This is a genomic window from Hymenobacter montanus, assembly GCF_014699115.1.
Taxonomy (GTDB): domain Bacteria; phylum Bacteroidota; class Bacteroidia; order Cytophagales; family Hymenobacteraceae; genus Hymenobacter; species Hymenobacter montanus.
In genome coordinates this window covers 108,018-128,451 of record NZ_JACXAD010000001.1, presented here as the reverse complement: position 1 = coordinate 128,451, position 20,434 = coordinate 108,018, and the positions used below count along the sequence as shown (strand labels likewise).

At 62.2% G+C, this 20,434-nt stretch carries 9 protein-coding genes; all 9 read right to left on the bottom strand.

Annotated features, from left to right (window positions below):
* Positions 1-91: 91 nt before the first annotated feature.
* The 9 genes from IC235_RS00455 to vgrG all read right to left on the bottom strand — a co-directional run bounded on the left by IC235_RS00455 (position 92) and on the right by vgrG (position 20,426).
* Positions 92-586 (bottom strand): type III secretion system chaperone family protein, encoded by a 495-nt coding sequence (locus IC235_RS00455; RefSeq protein WP_191003186.1) that lies wholly within the window; start codon positions 584-586, stop codon positions 92-94.
* Positions 583-4,194 (bottom strand): eCIS core domain-containing protein, encoded by a 3,612-nt coding sequence (locus IC235_RS00450; protein ID WP_191003185.1) that lies wholly within the window; start codon positions 4,192-4,194, stop codon positions 583-585. Before IC235_RS00450 ends, IC235_RS00455 begins: the two co-directional genes overlap by 4 nt.
* 54 nt (positions 4,195-4,248) lie before the next feature.
* On the bottom strand, positions 4,249-5,736 hold the full coding sequence (locus IC235_RS00445; protein ID WP_191003184.1) for a contractile injection system tape measure protein: 1,488 nt from the start codon (positions 5,734-5,736) through the stop codon (positions 4,249-4,251).
* Positions 5,733-10,322 carry a hypothetical protein gene (locus IC235_RS00440; protein ID WP_191003183.1) on the bottom strand — a complete coding sequence of 1,530 codons (4,590 nt, stop codon included), beginning with the start codon at positions 10,320-10,322 and terminating at the stop codon, positions 5,733-5,735. Before IC235_RS00440 ends, IC235_RS00445 begins: the two co-directional genes overlap by 4 nt.
* 36 nt (positions 10,323-10,358) lie before the next feature.
* A complete protein-coding gene (locus IC235_RS00435; protein WP_223846996.1) occupies positions 10,359-14,099 on the bottom strand; it encodes a hypothetical protein in 3,741 nt (1,246 codons plus the stop codon).
* On the bottom strand, positions 14,096-17,740 hold the full coding sequence (locus IC235_RS00430) for a baseplate J/gp47 family protein (protein ID WP_191003182.1): 3,645 nt from the start codon (positions 17,738-17,740) through the stop codon (positions 14,096-14,098). The genes IC235_RS00435 and IC235_RS00430 overlap by 4 nt, the downstream gene beginning before the upstream one ends.
* Before the next feature lie 2 nt (positions 17,741-17,742).
* The gene (locus IC235_RS00425; protein ID WP_191003181.1) at positions 17,743-18,201 is read right to left on the bottom strand and encodes a GPW/gp25 family protein; all 459 of its coding nucleotides are present in this window, start codon (positions 18,199-18,201) and stop codon (positions 17,743-17,745) included.
* Positions 18,202-18,315: 114 nt separating this feature from the next.
* Positions 18,316-18,585: a PAAR domain-containing protein gene (locus tag IC235_RS00420; protein WP_191003180.1), complete on the bottom strand. Its 270-nt coding sequence runs from the start codon at positions 18,583-18,585 to the stop codon at positions 18,316-18,318.
* 44 nt (positions 18,586-18,629) lie between these two features.
* Positions 18,630-20,426 (bottom strand): type VI secretion system tip protein VgrG, encoded by a 1,797-nt coding sequence (gene vgrG / locus IC235_RS00415; protein ID WP_223846995.1) that lies wholly within the window; start codon positions 20,424-20,426, stop codon positions 18,630-18,632.
* Positions 20,427-20,434 lie beyond the last annotated feature (8 nt).

The following is a 20,434-nucleotide window of genomic DNA, read 5'->3' as shown; positions in this document are numbered from 1 at the left end:
CGGTGGTGATGTTAAAGATGTAGGCTATGATGGAGATAACTTCCTGCCTCTCCGAGCGAAGAGGTAGGAATTGAAAAAAAAGTCTTTAATCCTAATGTACTCCCGATTTAGCAAGTGCTTCTTCAGGCTTTTTGCCTTTTATTGTTTCCTGAATTGCCGATTTATAGTGTTTCCCCAAATTTAATACTCTTTCCGTTATATCGTTCATTATCTGATCTAAAGGGCCATAATTCAAGTCGGCCGAATCGCGAAAAACGAGTACCTTTTCGTGAAAGTTGAATTCAATACAGCCAAATGGTAAACCTGTATTGATTAGGGCACACAATTTTAAAACGGCTGGTTGTTTCTTAACTGTGATTTTTTCCTTACATACTAATAAGCATCGCAACATGGTACGATAGGTATCATACACCCAAACCAACCGCTCAAAAAGAGGGTCTTCCTCAATCAAGGCAACTAAAGCAATTTCCCGTTCCCGTTCTCTTTCTAATAATTGGGCTGGCCAGTTGAACTTAGAGGCGATCTTTTTAGCCTCGATGGTAAATTTAGCTGCATCGGGTGCAACAGGTTTAGTTTTTGCTTTCATGGGAGGACTTTCCAGGTTTCAATTTGAGTGCCATCGACGGTAATATCGATGGTCACGTGAAAATCAGTGTTTTCAATTCCGTAAGTACTTATAAAATCATTTTTCTGAGGATCATGCTTCGGGTCGATCGCATTAGCCTTTTTGGCATCTCCTGCATCGTACCGCTTTCCCTTTCTGCGATTTTTCCCACTAGCGCCAATAAATAGGTTGGCTGTATCATTATTAGCTTTTTGGAGAAGTTCGCGCGCTGCCTCAATAATATCAGGTCTCTTTTTACCCTTGGGAGCAAACCCCTTATCAGAAAGAACTTTTGCAGCATCCTCTACTTTTAAAGGAGAAAGAGCAGCATCCAGGTGTTTGATAGTATCGCTGATAGATATCTTATGACGGATATCCAGTTTAGCATCTTTAAACTGCCCTAACATGCCCGGAGGGAAAGAGGACTTGAATTTCTCAATAAGATAAGTTTTAGTGTCAGCCGTGAAGCTAAGTGACTTGCGCGTGATTTTCAAAGGCCCAACAGTTCCTTTCTTAATTCTATTCTTCTTGCTGTCTTTGGTCGGGTTAATTTCGGCGTGGACATAAGCATTAGTTTCTTCTGCGTTGCCACCTTCTTCTATCAAGGTCAACACGCTCAGCTTGAACTTGCTTTTGATAGCCGGGAGCTGCTTCCGAATTGATTCCAAATCGGGACTGGGCGCTGCTAGCAGGGTTTCCGCTTCTGCTACAGCTCTATCCAGATCAGCTTTCTTCTGCTCGTCGGTTCGGGTATCATTCTTGTTTTTACCGGGCATCTTATCCAGTGCTCTCCCCAACTCAACCCCTTTCTTACTCATTTTGCCCCCGGCCTTAGGCGTAACAAGCCATTGGTCGCCTTTGGGCTGAACAGTGAAGGTCACCCCGCTGATGGCTGCCAACTGTTTATTGAGAGCAGCCCGCCCAAAGGGGCCTTTGCTCTTGAGCGCAGTCAATCGATCCACCGCCGTTTTTAATAGCTTGGTGGTATTCTGCTCGGCCGTTGCTTTCGGGTTGGGCGCAGCCGACTTGCCGCCCTTCGGCGGGGTTTTCTTCGATGCGCCTTTAGGAGCAGCTTTCTTGGGTTCCGGTTTTTGGGGCGGCACAACCGGCTTGGGGGCCGAGCCATCTTCTTTGAAGCTGCCCTGACCCGCGCCTGGTCCGCCCGATTTGGCGGGTAAGGTTTGGTCCACCATACTCGTCATGAACTTGGAGGCGTCGAATTCCGGCTTTTTCAACTCCACCTCCGGCACTTTGCCCGAACCCAGCACGTAGTCTTTGACGGATGCGCTAATCCCGATCGGGTCGCTCAGGGGCCATTCTTTGGCAAAGAGCGGCCACGTCCATTTATCATCTGAAAGCGGTGACCACCAAGGGGCCTCCAGGGCGATGAAAAAGTCTCCTCCCAGGCCCAGCATGGGTTGAGCCACCATTTCCAACACGCCACTGACGTAGAACTGCCCCGGATCCCGGTAGCCAATGGTCGGTCGCGCATCGGCGTACGCCTGTACCCCCACGTCGGCATTCACGCCAATGCCAAACTTAAGATTGTGGGCGAGAATTTCTATTCCCGCCCCGCCTTCGGCCCGTAAGCGTAGGCCGGCGTAAGCGGAGATGTTGAGGGAAGCCGAAAGTTGTATGCTTTTTTGAATAGCCGGGTCGGTAGAGTAGGTCCCCAGAACCTCAATGTTATAAATCTTGGCCGGCCCTAATTTGGCTAGGGCATGTAAGCTAATATTAGCAAACAAATTTAAGTTGCCGACCACCGGAATGCCGTAATACGCCTTCGCCTCGAGCTTAAAGAGTTCCTTGTCCCAGTCCTTTTGCTTGAAGAGTTCTATTTCGGCGGGCGGGGCTATTTTACCAATGACGGTTACGTCCCCTTTGCCGTCTACTACCACGGTGACCATACCCGTAAACCAGGTAGTCAGATGGAAGGCCAGTTGTCCGGTTGCGGCCAGGCCCAGCTTTTTCTTGCCAGGCTTGGGAACGGGTACCGGCGCAGGGGGGCTGGCGTTTTGAACATTTTCTTTCCCCCCCGCCGCGGCAACGGCATCTCTGGCAAAGCTGTTTGCTGAATCTACATCAGTGGCAACAAACTGGATTTCCCCCGATAACTTGTTGGCATTGTAAGCCGCTTTACCACCGATATCGACCGTGCCATCCGCATTGTATTTGACCTGGGCCGATCCGCTAAAGGCTTTGAAATCGATGGCTAATGAAGCTTCGCCAGCTAGCTTGCCCTGGGTATTGTCTAGCTTTAACTGCCCTTTTGCAAGGCCTTTTACACTGATGTCGGCAGTAGCATCAATGAGTGGTTTCGCATTATTCTCCAGGGCCAGGTTAAACAGGGCATCTATAAAGCCACCTACCTGTACTTTCAGATTCTTTACCCCGAGCGTTAATTTACCATTGTCGAATTTATTCTCGAAGGTTGGCACAGCCCCCACCTTAAGCCCCAAACCGCCCAATAGCTCCGCATTTTTTCGCAGGGATAACAACCAGTCATTCGGATTGCCACCTCCTGGTTTCAACGAAGCGTGTCCCTGCTTTATCTCACTGTTTTTTACGCTAAAGTTGATGTACAAGCCGCCCAGTTGCTGGGTCCAGGCATTAAGTAAAAGCATCGAGCCTTTGTCAATGGAGTCATAGTTTTTACCCCTATCTACGCTGACCTTAACGATTCCTTCCTCCGTTAGCCCTTTGCGAATTATGCGAACGCCCAGCCCCTTGTTGCCTTGCGCCTCAATCTCGGCCCTTACTTTTTCCGAGGGGTTGAACGTGTTAGAGGAAATATCGACTACTTCCGAGCTTAATGCCCTCGGTTTAGAAGCCGCCGGGGCTTTTTGAATTACGTCGTCTCGTTGTGGGGACGAGGAAGCATCGGCTTTTCGCTGGATAGCGTGTCCCTGCTGGATGGTATGGGTGAGTTCGTGGGCCAGCAACTGCTTGCCCTCGCCGGTGCCAGGCTGGTACTGGTCGCGGGCGAAGAAGACGTGGTTCTGGTAGGTGAAGGCGCGTGCGCTCAGCTGGTTGCTCAGGCTGTCCGCTTCCGCGTCGTGATGGATGCGCACCTGGCTGAAATCGGCCCCGAAGCGCGGCTCCATATAACGGCGCACGTCGGCCGATAAGGGGTGCCCGCCCGTGGTTTTTTGCCGGATGGCCGCCTGCGTGCCTGCTCCCACGGCGGGGGTGCCGGTGCCTCCTTCACGCTGCAGCTTGTCATCCTCTTTTTTCTGGAGCTTGTCGTTGGTCGTTTCCGCCCGTTGCAGTTTCTCTTCGGGGGCGGGGGCTTTCTGAATCTTCTCGTCTTCTTGCTTCTGCAGCGTGTCGTCGGGCTGCCGCTGGAGTCTCTCGTTCGAGGCCGCGGGGGCGGGCATGCGCATGATCTTGTCGGCCATGCGGTCGGCCTCCTGCTCGAACTTATCGCCGGGCTGGTTGACCGTCAGCTTTGTCTGAATGGGCGGAGCGGGCGTCGCTGGCTCGAAGAAACGGCCCGCACCACCACCGGCTTTGGCAAAGAAGGGCGGGCTCGGCGTCCGGGCGGCGGGCGTCGAGGAGGAGGTGGACGACTTTTCGGCACTGGCTTTCATGACAGACCAACTTCGGGAGGTACAAGGCGAACGGGTTCGGGCAAGGCATCAGCATCAGCTCCATTCCACCCGGAGCAACTGCGCCATCCAGGGGAGCTGGATCATGGAAATACCCCAAGGCAACTGGTCGAGCAGAATGTCGTAGCTCATGGGCTCAACTTGCAGCAGCCAGTCGCCGTCGGGGCGGAGAGAGAGCTTGCCGGGGCGGGCCAGGAAAGTGCCGCGGAGGGCATCGGGTGAGGTGCTGCGCAGGGCGGTCCAGTGCTGCACCACGGCCTGGAGCAGAGCTTCCGCTTCGTCGGTTTCAGCCATTGTCAGGCCCACATCGGCCGTTACGGGCTGGGCTAGCGGTACGGCGCACAGCAGCTTGGGCAGCGTCAGGGCGTATTCGGGGGCAATGAGCTGGCCCGTAGCCAGAAAGTGCAGTAGACTCAGCGCCCGCTCGGGCGCAACGAGCTGCTCGTCCTGAGCCAAGCCAAGTCCCTCAAAAAACCGGGGCAGAAAAGGGTGGAGCAGCACCAGCCCGGCATTGTCGAGGTAGTAACCTTCCGGCGCTTCGGCGGCGCTTTCGGCCGCGGCGGCCCCGTGCGCAGGCAGTGGTTCGGCGGCAACTGCCTGCGGCGGTTCGGCCCGGTGCACGCCTGGTTGCGCACCGGGGGCGGCCTCGGGCACCTGCGAGGCTGGCTGGGCGGACGCCGGGGCCGGCGTGCTGCCCGGCCAGTGCCATTCCAGCAAGCTCGCCAGCGCCGTTTGTTGCCGGGCCGCGGCCGGCAGCCGGCGCCAGGTCTCGCCGACTAGTGTCGAGGCCGTAGTTGCGCCCCCGCTGGCTACGTCCGCCAGTACCTGCTCCCACAGCTGGCGCTCAAAGTTCGCGATAGCAATTTCCGGTACCGGGGCAGCAGCGGCGTGACCGGGGCCACGAAGGGTCGCCGTAATAGTTGCCAGCAGCCTTGCCGTTTGCGGCCAGAGCGCAGCCAGCAGGCTTTCGCGGAAAGCCGCCGAAAACTGCCTAATCAGTCGCTGTCTAACCACTGCCGAGGTTAACGCCCGCCGCAGGGGCTCTTCCACGCGGCGGGGAATGGCTGCCGGGCCCGCGGCTTCCGACCACGCCTGGTGCACCACCTGTTCGAGGCTGTGGCCTTCCGGCAGGCGGAAAGCCCAGGGTAGCCGGCCGGTGTTCAGGAAGTAAAAAAATGCTTCATCAACCGTCTGCGTGGTAGGTTTCAGTTGTCCCTGTTCCGAAGGCTGCGGCGTGGCCTTAAGCTGCGCCAGTTGTTCGCGGAGCGCACTCTCCACGGCCCGGGCGACGGCGGCGGGGCCGTCGCCCTCCAGGCGGTCGAGCGCCAGAGTGCCGGCCTCAATTATCAGCTGGTCGAGGGAGAGGTGCACATCCGGCGGGACGCACTCATCCAGCACCCGTTCGAGGGCGGGCAGCAGGCGGTCGTAGCAGAAGGTGGCGAGCTGGTTTTGCAGCGCCAGGCCCTCTGCTTCCGTGCCGTTCAGGTCGAGGTGCAGGCGATACTGCCGGATGTGGTGCGTCATCGGTTCCCAAAGTCGTAGTCAAACTCCACGGTGCCGAAGCAGCCTGCCGTGGTGATGACGGTGAGCCGGCCGCGCCCGGTACGCTGGCTCAACGATGGCGATACCCTCTTGCCCAGGAACACCGTCCCATTGGGCGTGAGGCCCGGGAATTCCCATATCCAGGTGCTGACTTCCCGCTCGGGGATGTTGGTCACGGTGCCGGAAAACTGCGGAAAACTGCCCTGCTCGGTCCTCAACTCAATTTTAGGTAATTCGCACAGGCGCCTGGTAGAGCCGTTGGTTTGGTTGATCTCGGCACCATCGAAAGCCGGCAGTGAGGTCCGTTGGTTATCCGTGCTGCGGTCCAGGAACACGACGCCATCAAAAGGTGCGCCGCTTGCGTCGTTCTCGTTCGTGTACTGCACGTTCAGCCGTTGCACCGGTTCCGGCGTGCCCACTGAATAGTCGAAGGAGAGGCTGAACGTTTCGCAGACAAAGTGCTCGATGCGTAGTAGCGCGAACGGGTCGTTATCCCCACGCTGGTAGTTCAGCTTCACCAAGCCGCTGCCAATCTTGTCGGCAATGGCCTTGTTTAGCTTTTCTATCGTGGCGGCAACGGTAGTATCGAATTCCCGGCTCAGCTTCGTGTTTGACATGTTCACCAGGCTCAGCGGCAGGGAGAAATCGGTTCCTTTATAGCGGAAAGCTAAGCTTTCTCCGCCGGGGTCGTACACTCGGAAGGCGTTGTCTTTGGGGGACGGCTGCACCCACAGGCGGTAGGCGTTGCTGCGCGAAACCCCGTCGCAGGGCAGGGCGGAGGCGGAGGCCTGCGCGCAGGTGTGGGTGACCTCCAGCTGGGCGGAGCAGTTGTTCTGGTCCGTCACTTCGACGCGGACCGGCCGGCCGCTAGGCGTCGGCTCGGTTGTCAGGACATTTGAGGTAAGTCGCTGGCCATTGAACGTGTAGGGCGGCAGCCCACCCCGGATCTCAATGGTCGCCCGGTAGGTTTGGGTGCCCTGACACTCAAACGCGGTGGCCGTGAGCACGAGCGGCGGCAGCACTACCACGGTTTGCGGCGTCGTGACGGCGCCCTCCGAATCGCGGACCACCACCGTGTGGGTCCCAACGGGCAGGGAGAACGCGTCGGTGACCGGCTGGAAGCTAGCGGTAGCCGACCCGACCCGCACCATATACGGGGCCCGGCCGCCGGTTGGCCGGATTGCCACCGGGGCCACCTGGTTCGCCGTAGTGCAGCCCACTTGCGTGGTGAAGGCGAGCGGGGGCAGGCAGGAATGGTTGAAGGTCTGAGTGAGGAGGCACTGGCGGCTATCGGTGATGGTGACGGCCACATCCTGATTGCCCGGCAGGGTGTCGCTCACGTAGCGACTCTCGGTCACGGTGCCCCGGCTGGCGGTGTAGGGGGCCGTGCCGCCGCTGATTTGGGCGGTCACCACGTATTCGTTACGGTTGGCCACGCACTCGTAGCGGGGCTCGAGCAGGGCCAGCGTCGCGGCTACTACCACTGGTTGCGGGGCCGACTCGCGGGCCTCGGCATCCCGGATTACCAACTGGTGGCGGCCGGCAGCCAGCAGGAACGACCCTCTTAGCGGCTGGAATTCTCCCCCGTCCACCTTGTAGCTGTAAGGCGACATGCCGCCCTCGGGGGTGAGGGTCACTTCGGCCCGCTGGTCGGCGTTGGAGCAGCCCACCGCCACCGTGAACGTGGGCGGTGACTTAGGCAGCACGAACTGCACGCCCCCCTCGGCCCGGAAGAGGTACGGTAGGTAGAAGTCGGCAATGACGGTGCCGTCCGCCAATCCGTCGACCGTTTCCCTGATGATTTTTGCCGCGTCTTCGCCGCCTTTGCCGGGCAGTACCGCCCGCAGGTCGGGCGCGGCGCCGGTGAGCGTGCTCAGTACCAGGCGAACGTCGGGGTCAACCCGGAAGGCGGCATTGGTGCTGATGCGTTTCAAAGCGGCGAATAAAGCCTCCGTGCCGAGCGTCACCTGGACGGGCTGGTTAATTTCCGCCCCCGGAGCTAGCTGATTGATTTCCGAATCCGAGACCGTCTCACCGATTCCCGCCGCCGGAGCTGGCCGACTAATTTCCGCCGCCGCTGGCTGGATGATTTCCGTCGCGGAAGCTGGCTGGCTGAATTCCGCCGCCGAAGCTAGCCGACTGGTTGCCGTCGCCGGAGCTGGCTGGCTGAATTCCAGTGCCGTAGCTGACAGATTGATTTGGGATTGGGTGAAGAGTTGATCCGAGTTCGAGGTGAACCGAGTGGCCTCACTCAGGTTAAACAAAGGCACTGGGTCTGGGTCGTCGTGGTAAACCAGGATGAACGTGCCGCCCATCGGTACGCCTGCCTTGTGCTGAATGCCGGGGTTGTCGCGCAGGAAATATCCCAGAAACTGTTGCTGCTTCACCTCGCGCAGCCGGCGCTTGTATTCGTCGCGCACGGCCCGCAGCGGCTCCAGCCGGCTGGAGTACAGCACCTGGTCGAAATGGTCAATTACCTCTTCCTGGGGCAGGAACTTGGCCAGATCCGTCGGGAAGTTCTCGACGGCCTCGCTCCGGAAATAGCGCGCCAGCGCCAGCAGGTCCTCATATCTATTCTCTAAGTTCTCAAAGCCCACGGCACTCAGGCTGGCGGGCAGCAACTCCGCCAGCTTCGAGAAGTAGTACACCGCGACCACGTGCGGATAAAACTCGTTGGGCGGGGCCGCCGCGTGCTGAAAAAGCAGGCAGAAGACCGTCCAGATGGTGTTATCGCTCACGCGGGCCTGGTCTACGTCGATGTAGGGCAAGGCCAGCAGCGTGGCGCGGTTCCTCTCAAACCAGGCCCCCACCGTACCCCTTTCGTAACGGAGCCCCGGCATGTAGCGCTTCAACAGGGGCAGCTGCACCACGCCCTCCGGGTCGGTGTTTCGCGGAATCGTCACGCTGTAGAACAATCGGGCGCCTTCGGCCAGGGAGCTCAGAATCTCTTCCCGGATGGTGTCGTAAAGCGTTTCCAGATCCTGAAAGTGAGCCGACTCCTTGCTCAGGTCCAGGGGCATTTTTTCGTCGAAGGCGCCGGTGCGCAGGGCAATGATGTCAATGGGCAGCCGGTGCCGGGCCTTGAGGGCCAGCAGCACCCTCAGCGCGTTTTGGTAGTTTTTGCCCAAGTGCCCCGCGATGGACAGGAAGTTGTACGGTTCCAGGTCGTAGCGCAACGGGTTGGTGACGAAGGCCGGTGCCGTGGGCAGGTACTCGTTGGCCCGGTAGCTCAGGTTCTGGTTGGCGCGGTTGCGGCGGGTTTTCTGCGGGCTCCAAAGCTGGAACAGGGGGGGCGTACCAGTTTGCAGGTAGTAGTGCGGAATGGCTTTTTCCGACAGGGGCACGTCGGCCAGCTTGCTGGGTACGATGCGGATCTGCTCGTCGGCCACGTTGGCGGGGGTGAGCGGGGGGGGGTGCGTAAACCGGGCTATCATCTCCACCAGCCGTCGAAACAGCTGCGCCGCTTCCGTCGTGTGCTCTTCGCAGTCGCTCACGGCTGCCGAACCCAAAAACCGCTGCCGGTAGATGGTCGGATCAGGGACCAATTGCGGCACCAGCGCGCCCACCATGAGGTGGCGCGGAAACAGGCTCTCGTCCGGACAGCAGGCGCACAGCAGCTCGGCTCCCTTCCAGCGAAACTCCTCGTAGGCCTGCAGCAGGTCACCAAAAAAGTCGTAGTAGTACTGCAGGAAGCGCACCTGGGCGGTGGTGGTGGGGGCGGCATCCAGAAAACCAAACCGGGCGACGAAGTCGGCAAATGGATTAGTAGCGTAGAGCGTCTCCACCACGGGCTTAAACGCCTGGTAGGCGGCCGTTAGGGCGTCGGCCGTATGCTGCACCAGCCGGTTTTCATAGAAAGCTGCGTGGAATCCGCCCAGCACTTCCTCCGAAGTCACGGGGTAGGTGTTGGGCACGTCGTAGCGGGGCAGGCGCAGGTCGGGCAGGTTGAGGCGCGCCAGCAGGGCCGTTTCAAGGTCGGCCCCGGTCAGGTTGCGGCCGAGCTGGTGAGCCGCGGCTACTATCCTGGCCAGGTCGGCCACCGTCACCAGCAGCCGCCGCACGGTCGTGGTCACGGAGGCGCCCTTGTCGTCGCAGTTCACGGGGCTGCAATTGCGCAAGTCCTCCTTTTTTAACTCCAGGAAAAGCAGCAGGACTTTGTCAGCCAGAAAATTACCGGGGCTGGCCAGGGGGCTGGTGTTCGGCTCGCCCGCCGGGAACAGCTCCCACAGCGGATACTGTGCCTGCGTAGCCGGGTTGAGAAACGGCGCGTAGCCCGGATCGGGCGGCACCCTGAAATTTTCCCGGTAGCTCACCAGGGTCACGTCTTCCGGCTCCAGCAGCAGGTAGCCCTCCGACGTTACGCCGCAGCCTTTGCTGAGGTGAATGATGGTCGCGGCGGCTTGGGTTTCCACCCGCAACTCGAGCCCGCACACAATGCCAATGCCAATGAGGTTGGCCCGGGTCAGCCGCTGCTGCTCGTCCAAATAGTCGAAAATTTGGTTCAGGTGAGCGTTGGTGAGCACCTGGTTGGCCTCAAAGACGGGGTAATGATCTTGTAGCGCTTGCATAGCGGGTGGCGGGTTTCAAGCAGTTGTAAAGACGAATCAGGATTTGCGGGGCCGGGGCTTGCGGGGTTTAGCAGGCGCGGAAATCTGGGGGGGATCCGGAGGAGCCTGTGAGATCGGGCTCTCGGCCACGGATGGACTTTCGGCCACGGACGGGCCTTCGGGCAAGGACGGGCTTTCGGGCGCAGACGAGCTTTCAGGCGAGACCAGGCTTTCGGGCGCGGACGAGCTTGCAAGTACGACCGAGCTGTCAGGCGAGACCAGGCTTTCGGGCACGGGCGGGCCTTTGGGCACCAGCGGGCGGTCCGGGTCGGGCAGCGCTTCGGCCGCCCGGCCCGCGGCCGGGGGCGTAATCTGCCGCCGCAGCGGGTAATTGCCGAGCGCCGTGCTACCCAGCCGCACGGGGTTCTGGTCGCTGCCGTCGTCGCAGTCGTGCAGCGTGGCGCCGGGGTAGGTGTTGCGCAGCTTGCTGAGCAAGCTTACCACCACCCGCAGGCGGTACGATACCTCGGTGTAGGCCGCGTAACGGTTCCGGAGCAAGGTTTCGAGGGCCGCGGTAGTGTTGGGCCCGAACGCGAGGCCCGGAGCCAGTACCACGGGTTGGGGCGCGAAGGGAGTAAGGTTAGTAATCAGGCGCCCCGCCGTCAGGTTGGCATCCAGCCAGTCGGCGAAGTCCGCGCCGTACCGCGTGAGAATGGCGGTGGCACGGCGGCACAGCTCCGCCTGGACGTTGGCCGCCGCGGGGCTGGGTAGCAGGTTGCGCAGCAAAATGGCCTCCACGCGCTCGGCCAGCCGTTCCGCCGTCCAGTCGAAGGCGGCGTTGGCCGTCAGCCAGGCCCGCCAAGCACTCTCGAAGCGCTCGAACTGCCACCCGTACAGGGCAATGTGGTGGAAGTGCTTTACCTGCATTCGCAGAATAGCCGTCCACAAGCTCGGATCGAGCACGGTGGCGCAGCTCAGGCTGGCGGGAGATATTCTCTGGGTGAATTCGTTTTCCAGGGCCTTTAGCAGGGCGTCGGATTGGTTGTAGACTAGCGTTTTGTCGGCGTACCAGGCCCTAAAGGCGGTGCTGAACGCGGTGTAGATAGCCAGGGCGCAGGCGCAGGCCTGGTCCGGGGTGGGCCGTTGGCCGTTGGCCGTCCGGCCTTTGGCCGCCAGTAAATCGGCCAGCTCACCCACCACCGGGTCGCAGGGGTTCTCGACGAAGCCGTCGTTGCCCACCCAGCAGATTTTAGCCAGCAGGTGGGCGGGCGTTTCCTGCCGGATGGTGCGGTCCGCAAAGCCGCGCAGGTCCAGGTTCTCGCTGAACGGCGGCGCCCAGCCCGCCATCACGAAGGTCAGCCGGAACGAGTACAGGTCCTCGTCGCCGCAGGGAGCGCAGCCGCCGCCATTAGCGCAGGCCGGAAACAGGGCGTCGCCGGGAAACTTAGGCCGCAGCAGCAGGTGCTCCACCACGATAAACCGGTTCAGGTCGCTGCCCGGCGCAAACCCCAGCAGCAAGCTCACGCGGCGCTTCAGCCCCGGAACATTGGCGGCATTACCCGGATTTTTGGCGTAGTTAAAGGCCTTGCCCCGGTCGTGGCTGATAACCGGGTAAGCCTTGAGAAAGGCAATCTTGTCGGCAACCAGTTGCTGCAACCCTACCTGCCGGCCTTCCAGGTTGGTGAGCAGCAGGGCATAGTCGCTGAACGACTCGCCGAAACGGGCCAGCAAGTGGTCGAGAAAGCGGTTGCGACGCTCCAGGAACTCGGTCGGCGTCTCCGTCAGGTTGGCCAGCGCCGCTGGGGGCAGCCCGTTCACCAGTTCGTCGTAGCCTTCGAGCGTTGCTTCACTGAACTCCCGGCTGAAGTAGGTCCGCGAAATGGTGGGGTCGAGCGAGAATAGGTCGGCCGTGTGCGCCACCTGCGCGAAGGCATTGCCCAGCAATTGCTCAAACACCAGCAGATAGGCTTTTAGCTGCCGGGCCTGGGCGCGTCGCCGCGGGGAGGCCGTGGAGGGCAGCCCTTCCGGTCCGATGCCATACGTGCGGGGCAGGCTGGCTTGCAACGGCGAGTAGTCGTCGGGCTGGCGGAACGTGCCTTGCGGCACGGGTAGGTCGGTGGGCGCGTGCGCGACCTTGGCCCGCTCGGCCTCCCCCCGCAGTTGGGTGAGGGTCGCCCGGGCCTCGGACGGACGCGGCAAAAACGGCAGGCCGTTTTTATAAAACAGGAAGCGCGATAAGTGGTAGTGCAGCCGGGGTTGGTGCAGGTTGCTCACAAAAAGCAGCCAGGCCGCGCTGCCCTTGGCCGCATCGAATACGGGGGTGCCGTTGTTCCAGGTAGGGTCGGCCGCCCCCTTGATGAGCCGGCCGGCCGCGTCGTACTTGGATAGCAGCAAGTTGTTGACGGCCACCACGCCTTCAATGTCCATGAGCCGGTTGATGAGGTCGGAAACCCGCAGCACGCTTTTCAGCCCGGCTGCGGCCAACTCGTCGGCCTTGATGAAGCCGTTGGCCAGCTCCGGGCCATTGAAGATTTCCTCCACCGGCACGTTCGCGGCCAGCAGCTCCGGCAGGGAGTAGAACGGCACGGGCGGGTTGAAATACTGCTCAATTTCAAACCAGATGCGGGCCTGCACCCGCTCGATGTCGGCGTCGGTGGCTACCTCTACGTCGGCGCAGACGGCCACATCCTCCACTTCGACCCGGCCTACGCGGCAGTAGTCTTCGGCCAGGTTGCGGTGCCCGTGCAGGGCGTCTTTGGCCTGCTGCACGGCGGCTTCCACCCGCAGTTGCTTGCGCCGGTAGCGCTGCACGGGTCCGGCCGCGGTGGCGTCGCCCAGCAGCTCGTTCAGGCTAAGGGTTTTCGGGTCGGCATCTGGCTTGACCACTGTCAGGTCCTTGGCCGCGGCGCTGCCGAAAAAGCGCAGGGTAACGTTGTCAATCGTTAGCTTCTGGCCCCCGGGCAGCAGCTCCAGCTCATAGCCGGCGTAAAACAGGTTATTCCAGTTGCGCCGGAGCTCCGGGGTTCCCAGCTCGGTCAGATTGGCTGGGTCGCTGGTGCGGTTAAGCTTTTTCAGCTTCAGGTTGAAGGAGGCCCCGTTTCGGTTGGTAAAAGCGTCCTCGCTCTGCAGGAACAAGTTCCACTCGATTCCTCGCTCCAGGCCCCACTCCGGGAACCGCAGCTCCACCGTAACGGGGTGGGGCTGGCCGTCCGCGTCGAAGACGGTGTACGTCTGCTCGATTTTGCGGTCGTTCAAGTCCCCCAGGTCCGGGTCAGCTTCCAGCTCCACCCGGATTTCGTAGAGGCCCAGGGGCTCCACGGCCCGGGGCTGCAGGTTGGGGTTGGTTGGCTTGCGAAAAGAGAACTTCAGCTCCTCGTTTTCGCACCAGGCGTAATACGGCAGGTCGCAGCCGCAAGCCTTGCCAAATACCCAGGCATTGCGCACCCGGTCGAGGTCGATGAGCAGGCGGCGGAAGTCCTCGGGGGTAACGGGGTTGACGGTCAGAATATCGCGGGCCGTGAAGAACGGCTGGTGCGGGAATGGCTGGGCGGGGTCGGCGGGCGGCTCGGCCGGGGCCAGCAAGTCCTTGATGTCCCACCCGAGGCGGTAAGCCAGGTCGGTAATGGCGTAGCAGAGCGCATCGAGAATGGTGATGCCCGGGTCGTGGGCATTGTAGTCGGTCCACCAGCGGCTGCCCATCTGCTCGATAAAGGCAATGCCCTCCCGCCGGAGACGGTAGAAGTCTTCGGCGGGCTTCAGCGCGGGCTGTTTCAGCAGGACAACGGGTGGGGGGCTCATGCTTGGCAGGGGCATTGTTCGCGGGGCGCTTCTTCCTCCGCTGGGTTGATTACCAGGATGCTATGCTGCCGGGCCGGCACCGACACCAGAATAGATATGGCCTTGGACGCCACCACTTCGGCTCGGTCGCCGGGGCCGGAGGCGGGGTGAAAAAGCTGGAAGTCCGTGACGTAATCGACGCTGGGCTGGTCTTCGACGAAGTTTATCAGCACCGATTTGTAGATTTTACCCCCGAACGAGGGGCCGGTTCCGTTGGCGAAGGCCCACGGCGATAAAAAGCGCGTAAGGGCCTGCTGCAGCTGAGTGAGCGAGAATGTTTCGTCGAACCCCTCGCGCAGCCGCACCCGGAACCGGACGCTTACTTCTTCGAACTCGGGGTTTCGCACGTGCAGCTTCACGAAGCAGGATAAGCGGGGCTGTAGGAAGTCGGCAATTTCCTGCAGCAGCCCCAGGCTGGTGTAAGGTTGCAGGGGTGTGCGCGGGTTGCGGAACTGCTGGCTGGGGATGGCCACCAGGGTGACGTGGCCGGGCGCCAGCTCTCGGTAGATGCCCGCCCCATCGGCGCTGGGCTCGTAGTGCGTATGGTTGAGGCATTTCACCTGGTACAGCTGCGGAAAGGCTTCCAGCACCAGGTGCTCATAGTCCCAGAAGGCCACGGCCCGGTCTTTGTGCCGGAGCCGCTCGCTCACCCGGGTGTAAAAGGCCGCGGGGGCTTCCCCGCCACGTCCGCCAAACGAGTCGAACGGCTGCGCTACTTTCTTAATGGCCGCTGCGGGCTGAGCGAGCTTGGTAATGGTGCCCGCCGGCGTCGACTGGGCCGGGAAGGCCGGGTCGTTGCCCCGGTCGGCGAAGGTGACGCGCACCGCCTGGGTCGCCACGAGCAGCAGTTGGCACACGGCCTCACTCTTCTCCGCCACCGCCACCCGTAGCCAGTGCAGGCCGCCCGGCAGCAGGGTGTTATCGGCTGTCGCGTCGCGGGGTATGGCCAGCGTGACGATGCCAGAGCGGGTCAGCTCGCCGGTGGTGTCGTCCACGGCCTCGCGGCTGAAGGCTACCCATTCGTTGCGGCGCAGGTAGCTCCAGTGCAGGTGGGGCACGGGTTTTTGGGTGCGCGGGTCGGCCGTGCCATCGGCCACCTGGAAGAGCAGGGCCAGGTTCTGCGGGGGAGCCAACGACGCCAGTCCTATGTAAAATTCCGCCTCGTGCTCTACGGGCTGATTGGCCGGCAGCTTGGGGTCGGCCGTGTTGCGGTGCCGGAACCGGGGCAGCAGGGGCAAAGTGCCCGGATTGGTTTGAAGGTAGGGGTGCTGCTCAGCCTGGCCGAACGGGGCGAGGTGAAAAAACCGGCCCGCGCGCTGCTCGAACTGCCCGGCATCGGCCGAATTCAGGGCTATGAGCTGCGTGGCCTCGTAGTTGAGCGCCAGCGCACTCATGAACGGACCAGCCGGGGGAACGGGCGGGGTGCCGACCACGGGCGGTGGTGTTTTTACGTAGGCGAGCAGGTCTCTCTGGAACTGGCTCTGCCCAAAGTCTCCGGTCAGGCGGAGCCGGGCAAAGCTCTGCCGGGAGCCGGTGTGATAAGCTTCGGTGGGCCGCGGGTTGGGGCGGTCGACCACGGTTCCGTTCAGCCCCGCCAGCTCAAAAGTAGTGGCTTGCAAAACCATCCGCGCCCCGGAGTCCGCCCATTTTCCGGCCACCAGAAAGTCGACCGCCACGGCCGGCGAGGTCTTGTAGGGCGCGGGCGCACTTTGCCACGTTACGTCGACCGAGGCACGGGTCAGGGACTTCTGAAAAGCCTCGACCGAGCCAATGATAAGGGTGCTACCTGCCCCGGGCGAGGCCCCAAACGGCTGGAATGGCTTGGCGGTATCAACCACCCCGAAGTCGTTGGCCACGGCCAGGCTGCGCAGGCCGCGCACCGTCACTTGCAGCTTGATTTCGGTCAGTTGCGCGTCTTGCAGCTGCGAGTAGCGGTAGCGCGTGGGCTGCTGCCGCAGCTTCACCAGCAGCAGCGGTAGGTCGGTGGCAAATGTGTAGCCGTGCGTTTTCGGGTTGTAAGCTACCACGGCCGGATCGGCCCCCGTCAGTGCCAGGGTCAGGCGCAAGTAGCCGGCTTCGGTTCTAAACTTAGTGGCCGGCTTCTCAAACCAGCCGGTTGCTCCCGTCATTGCGCAGACCACGTCAGTGGCCAAGTCGGGGAAGTATCCGCCGGCCGCGAAGTCAAGCGTGATGGTCCGGTCGCCTTCCGCCAGCCACAGGTAGTGCGAGGCCACCGCAAAACCTACCTCGGCCGTCGGCATGTCGATTCCAACCAGCTTGCCATCGACATACACCTTGTGGTGAAACGGGTGCCACGATCCCGGCGTCGAGCTCAACTCGGCCCCCCGCCCGTCTTCAGAGTTGGCAATCGGGGCGGCGTAGAAACGACCCGCGGGGTCGGGGCCATCAAGCCAGCCGCTGCCCGGCGGTTCCGAGCCGTGCCGGTAAACCGTTTTCAGGGCCGCGACCCGGGCGGAGTTTGCCACCAGATTCTGGTCGCTGGCGAAAAACGCGTCCCGCCCCAGCGCATCCTTGCCGGCCTTAAATAGCTCGCCTTTCTTCAGCAAATGGGCTTCCACGTGGCGGGCCAGCTCCAGCAGCAGATGGGCGTGGCTGGGTTCGGCGGGCTTCTCGCGCAGCCGTAGAATGTCGCGGTAGTAGAAGTCGAGGTGACGCTGGGTCAAGGTGTTGGTTTCCTGGCGGGCGTATTCGCGCAGGCGCAGAAAGGCCAGGAACAGCGCGTAGTGCGGCTCGTGCCCGTCCCAGTTGCTGAGGGAAGCTTCCAGCGCCGCCCGGCCCTCGGCCGCCACGCGGGCGTACACCTTCAAAAACTGGTCGAAGACCGTGGTGAACAGATTGTGGGTGGCGAGCCGGTTGATGCGCTCAAAATCGGAGCCGGTGCCGTACACGGCCCGATCTTCGGCCAGGCCGGCCTCGTAGCTGGCCCAGCCGGCCGCGCCCGTCGGCAGCCAGGCCCGCGACAGCCCCGCGCTCCTGACCTGCTGGAACGAGACCACTGGACCACCCAGGATGCTTATCTCCGCGGGAATCGCCGCCTCATCCAGCAGATTCAGGGCGGTTGCGCCCTTGTGATAGGCAATCAGCCGCCCCAGGCCCGTTGCCAGCTGGCTCTGGATTAAATTCAGCAACAACCCTTTCAGCCCGATGTCGGTTGGTAGCGTGGCTTGCAGCGCATCCAGGCGGGTAGCCAGCGTGCCCACGGCGCTGAACAGGTAGCTCAGCTGGCGCTTCAGGGCCGGGGCGTCGCTCTGGTGGTCGAGGTTGTTGAGAAAACCAAAGGCCTCGGTGTTACGGATCTTGTACTGCTCCACATCCTGCACGGCCGCCAGGGCGAGCTGCACCGATACGTCGTCCGCGAAAAACTTCTCCCAGGTTTCCCCGGCGCTCGGCGGCTGGCCGGTGCCGGCGTCGTAGCGTAGGTAGCGGGCGTAGGCCTGCGCGAACACCATGCCGTGCGCGGGCGTGCGCTCATTCACCGGCGCCGAGGCCGGGTCGAGCGCCGCCAGCATGCGCTGCGGCTGGCTCGTGCCTTCGCGCACGAGTTTCAGCGGATCAGTGTTCTGAGTGCAGTCGGAGGCCATGTTCAGCGCGGGTCAGGGAGCGGGGTGAGGGTGGCTTCGGCCGGGCCGTCGGCGCGGTTGATATCAGTACCCTCCTGCTTGTAGAAGGGGAAGACGAAGTTGAACCGGGAGTTGGTGGTCCGCACGCGGTAAACCACCTCGATAAGCACGACGCCCTCTTGCTCGCGGCGAGTATCGAGCCGTACTTTTTCCAGCTCAATCCGGGGCTCGTAATACAGAATGGCCGCCTTAATCTTATCGGCCATCAGCGTTTTGGTAGTGGTGTCGAGGCTCTCAAAAACCAACTCTTCGGTGTTGCAGCCGTACTCCGGCAGCATCACGCGCTCGCCGGGCATGGTGGAGAGCAGCACCTCCAGGCTGGAGGCAATGTCGGCGTTCTCTTCCAGCATTTCTACCCCGCCCAGCCCCCGGTTGAACGTGGGCGGAAACGACCAGCCGCGACCTAAAAATGATTTGTTCATAGCAGTTGCCTTCTGATTCAGTATATGCCTCCTTCGGTGGCGGAGCTGTTCACCACCTGGCCGCGCCCCCTCGCCAGCGGGATAAGCGGGCCCGGAGCGAATGGCTCCGGTTCTTCATCCTCCAATCAGCACGGTGAGGCAGCCGGGCGGCAGCACGGCCCCGCCCGAAGCGGTGGCGTCGGCCACGCGGGCCGCCGGCAGGCCGCCAATGAATACCGTGGCCGAGCCTTTGATGATGGCGTCCGCCCCGCAGCTGTCGCCCAGGCGGGCGGCGGGTAGCCCGCCAATGAGCACCGTGGGCGCACCAGGCGGGATAATCGGGGTGGGCGCGCCAGTCGTGGCGGGGCTGGTAATGAGGTCGGTAACGCGGGCGGCGGGCAGCATGGCAGGTCGACTGATAGGAGAGGAGATAGGACTGGGAGCGGGGCTTAGTTAATTTGCACGACCCCACCCTTAATTACTGTGGAGGCGCCGCCCTTCAGGGTGGTGCTGGCGCCCGAGGAGAGCTCGGCTCCGCTGCTGCCCTCGGCCTTAAAGGCCTGCTGGGCCTTCAGGGTCAGGTTGCCCCCTTCAGCCTGCAGGTTTCCGGAGCTGGCAGCCTTGAGAATGAGGTCTTTGCTGCTTTCGAGGGTGATGCCCTTGTCGTCGAGAATGATTTTGTTGCCGTGCTGGTCTTCCAGCCGGATGAAGTCTTCGTCGTCGGAGAAGGTGAGCTTTTTGCCGGCCGGCGTCTCGAAGGCCAGCACCTTCTTGTCGTCGTCGAAGGTCATCTTCAGCTTGGACCGCGAAACGTACCCCTTCTCGTGGTTGTCGTCGGTGGGGGGCAGCGGCGCGGGCTTGTTGCTGCTGTGGCACATGCCAAGCACCACGGGGTGGCGGGGGTCGTCGTGCAGAAAGCCTACGATAACCTCATCGCCTATCTCCGGCCGGAAGTAGGTGCCCCGGTCCTTGCCGGCGTCCAGCGTGGCGATGCGGGCCCACGTGCCCTCCTCCTGCGGGTTGACCAGGGGCAGGCATACCTTGATGCGGTCCTCGCCCTCGGGGTCGCCCTCCAGCCGCGTCACGATGCCGGTGTGCAGGCCGCTCACGGCGGGCAGCAGGCCGGCGGCGGGCAGGGGCCGCAGGTTAAAGGTTGCGGCGAAGGGTTCGGGGCTGAGGCCAAACTGCACGTCGGTCTCCCAGTTGCCGCCCGCGAATTGGTGGCGCACGCCGGCCACCAATACCTGGCCCTGCAGCCGCTCGCCCACGCCGGCCACTTCCAGGAGCTTGCCCGGCAGCACCCCCGCAAAGCCCTGGAAGCGGGCCCGGCCGCGGACCTTGGCCAGGCGCTCCCGGAGCAGGCGGCCGTCGGCCCAGGCCTGCAACTCGGGCGGGGTCAGGTGGCCGCCGTGCCGCAGCTCGCGGGGCTCGCTCCCGAGCACCTCGGCCAGCGCGGCGGAAGTCAGGTTGCCGGGGCTGTTCACGGTGGGCTCGGTGGCTTCGGCCTCCACCAACTCCTGGTCGGCCGCATTCCAGCTATGGGCCCGGATGCCGGGGCTTTGCAGGCGGGCGTCCACTTCGGCGTCGAACTCGAGCAGGGTGGCCCCGTAGGTCACGGCCACCACGGGCTTCTGGTCGGGGTCGGGGGGGGCCACGCGCACGGTGCCGTCTTCTACCATCACCAGCAAGCCGTTGGCCTCGGCGCGGCACAGGGCAAAGTCCCAGTCGGTGGCATCGTACTGCACCACTTCCCGCAGGGCGGCGCCGGTGGCCTCGACCTCGGCCTTGAGGTTGTAACGGCCAATTACTTCCTCCAAAATATCGCTGTCTTTCTGGTCGGTGTAGTAGTGGCTCTTCCGGCTGACTGTCATCTTCACGGCCTCGTCGCGGCACTCCACAATCAGGAAGCTACCGCTCTTGCGGATCTTGACGCTGTACTTGACCACGACGCCTTTAAAAACGACGTCCTGCTGGGCCCGGTAGCCTAGCCGGATCTCCACCTTCTTGCCCGGAATGAAGTAGTCGGCGTTGCCCACCGCGAAGGTGCCGCTGGCGGGGTTTCCATCCTCAATGTGCAGGGTGGCCGACGGAATCCGGTTCAGCTCCCGCACCACGGCCATCGACACGATGTGAATGGTGCCGGGCACTTCCACGCCGTCCACCAACAGTTGGGCCGTGCAAAGGTCCGGCGTGGCGGGAGTAGGAATGGTAGCAGCAGGAGCAGCGGTTTCCACGTGGCGGTTCAATGAATGGG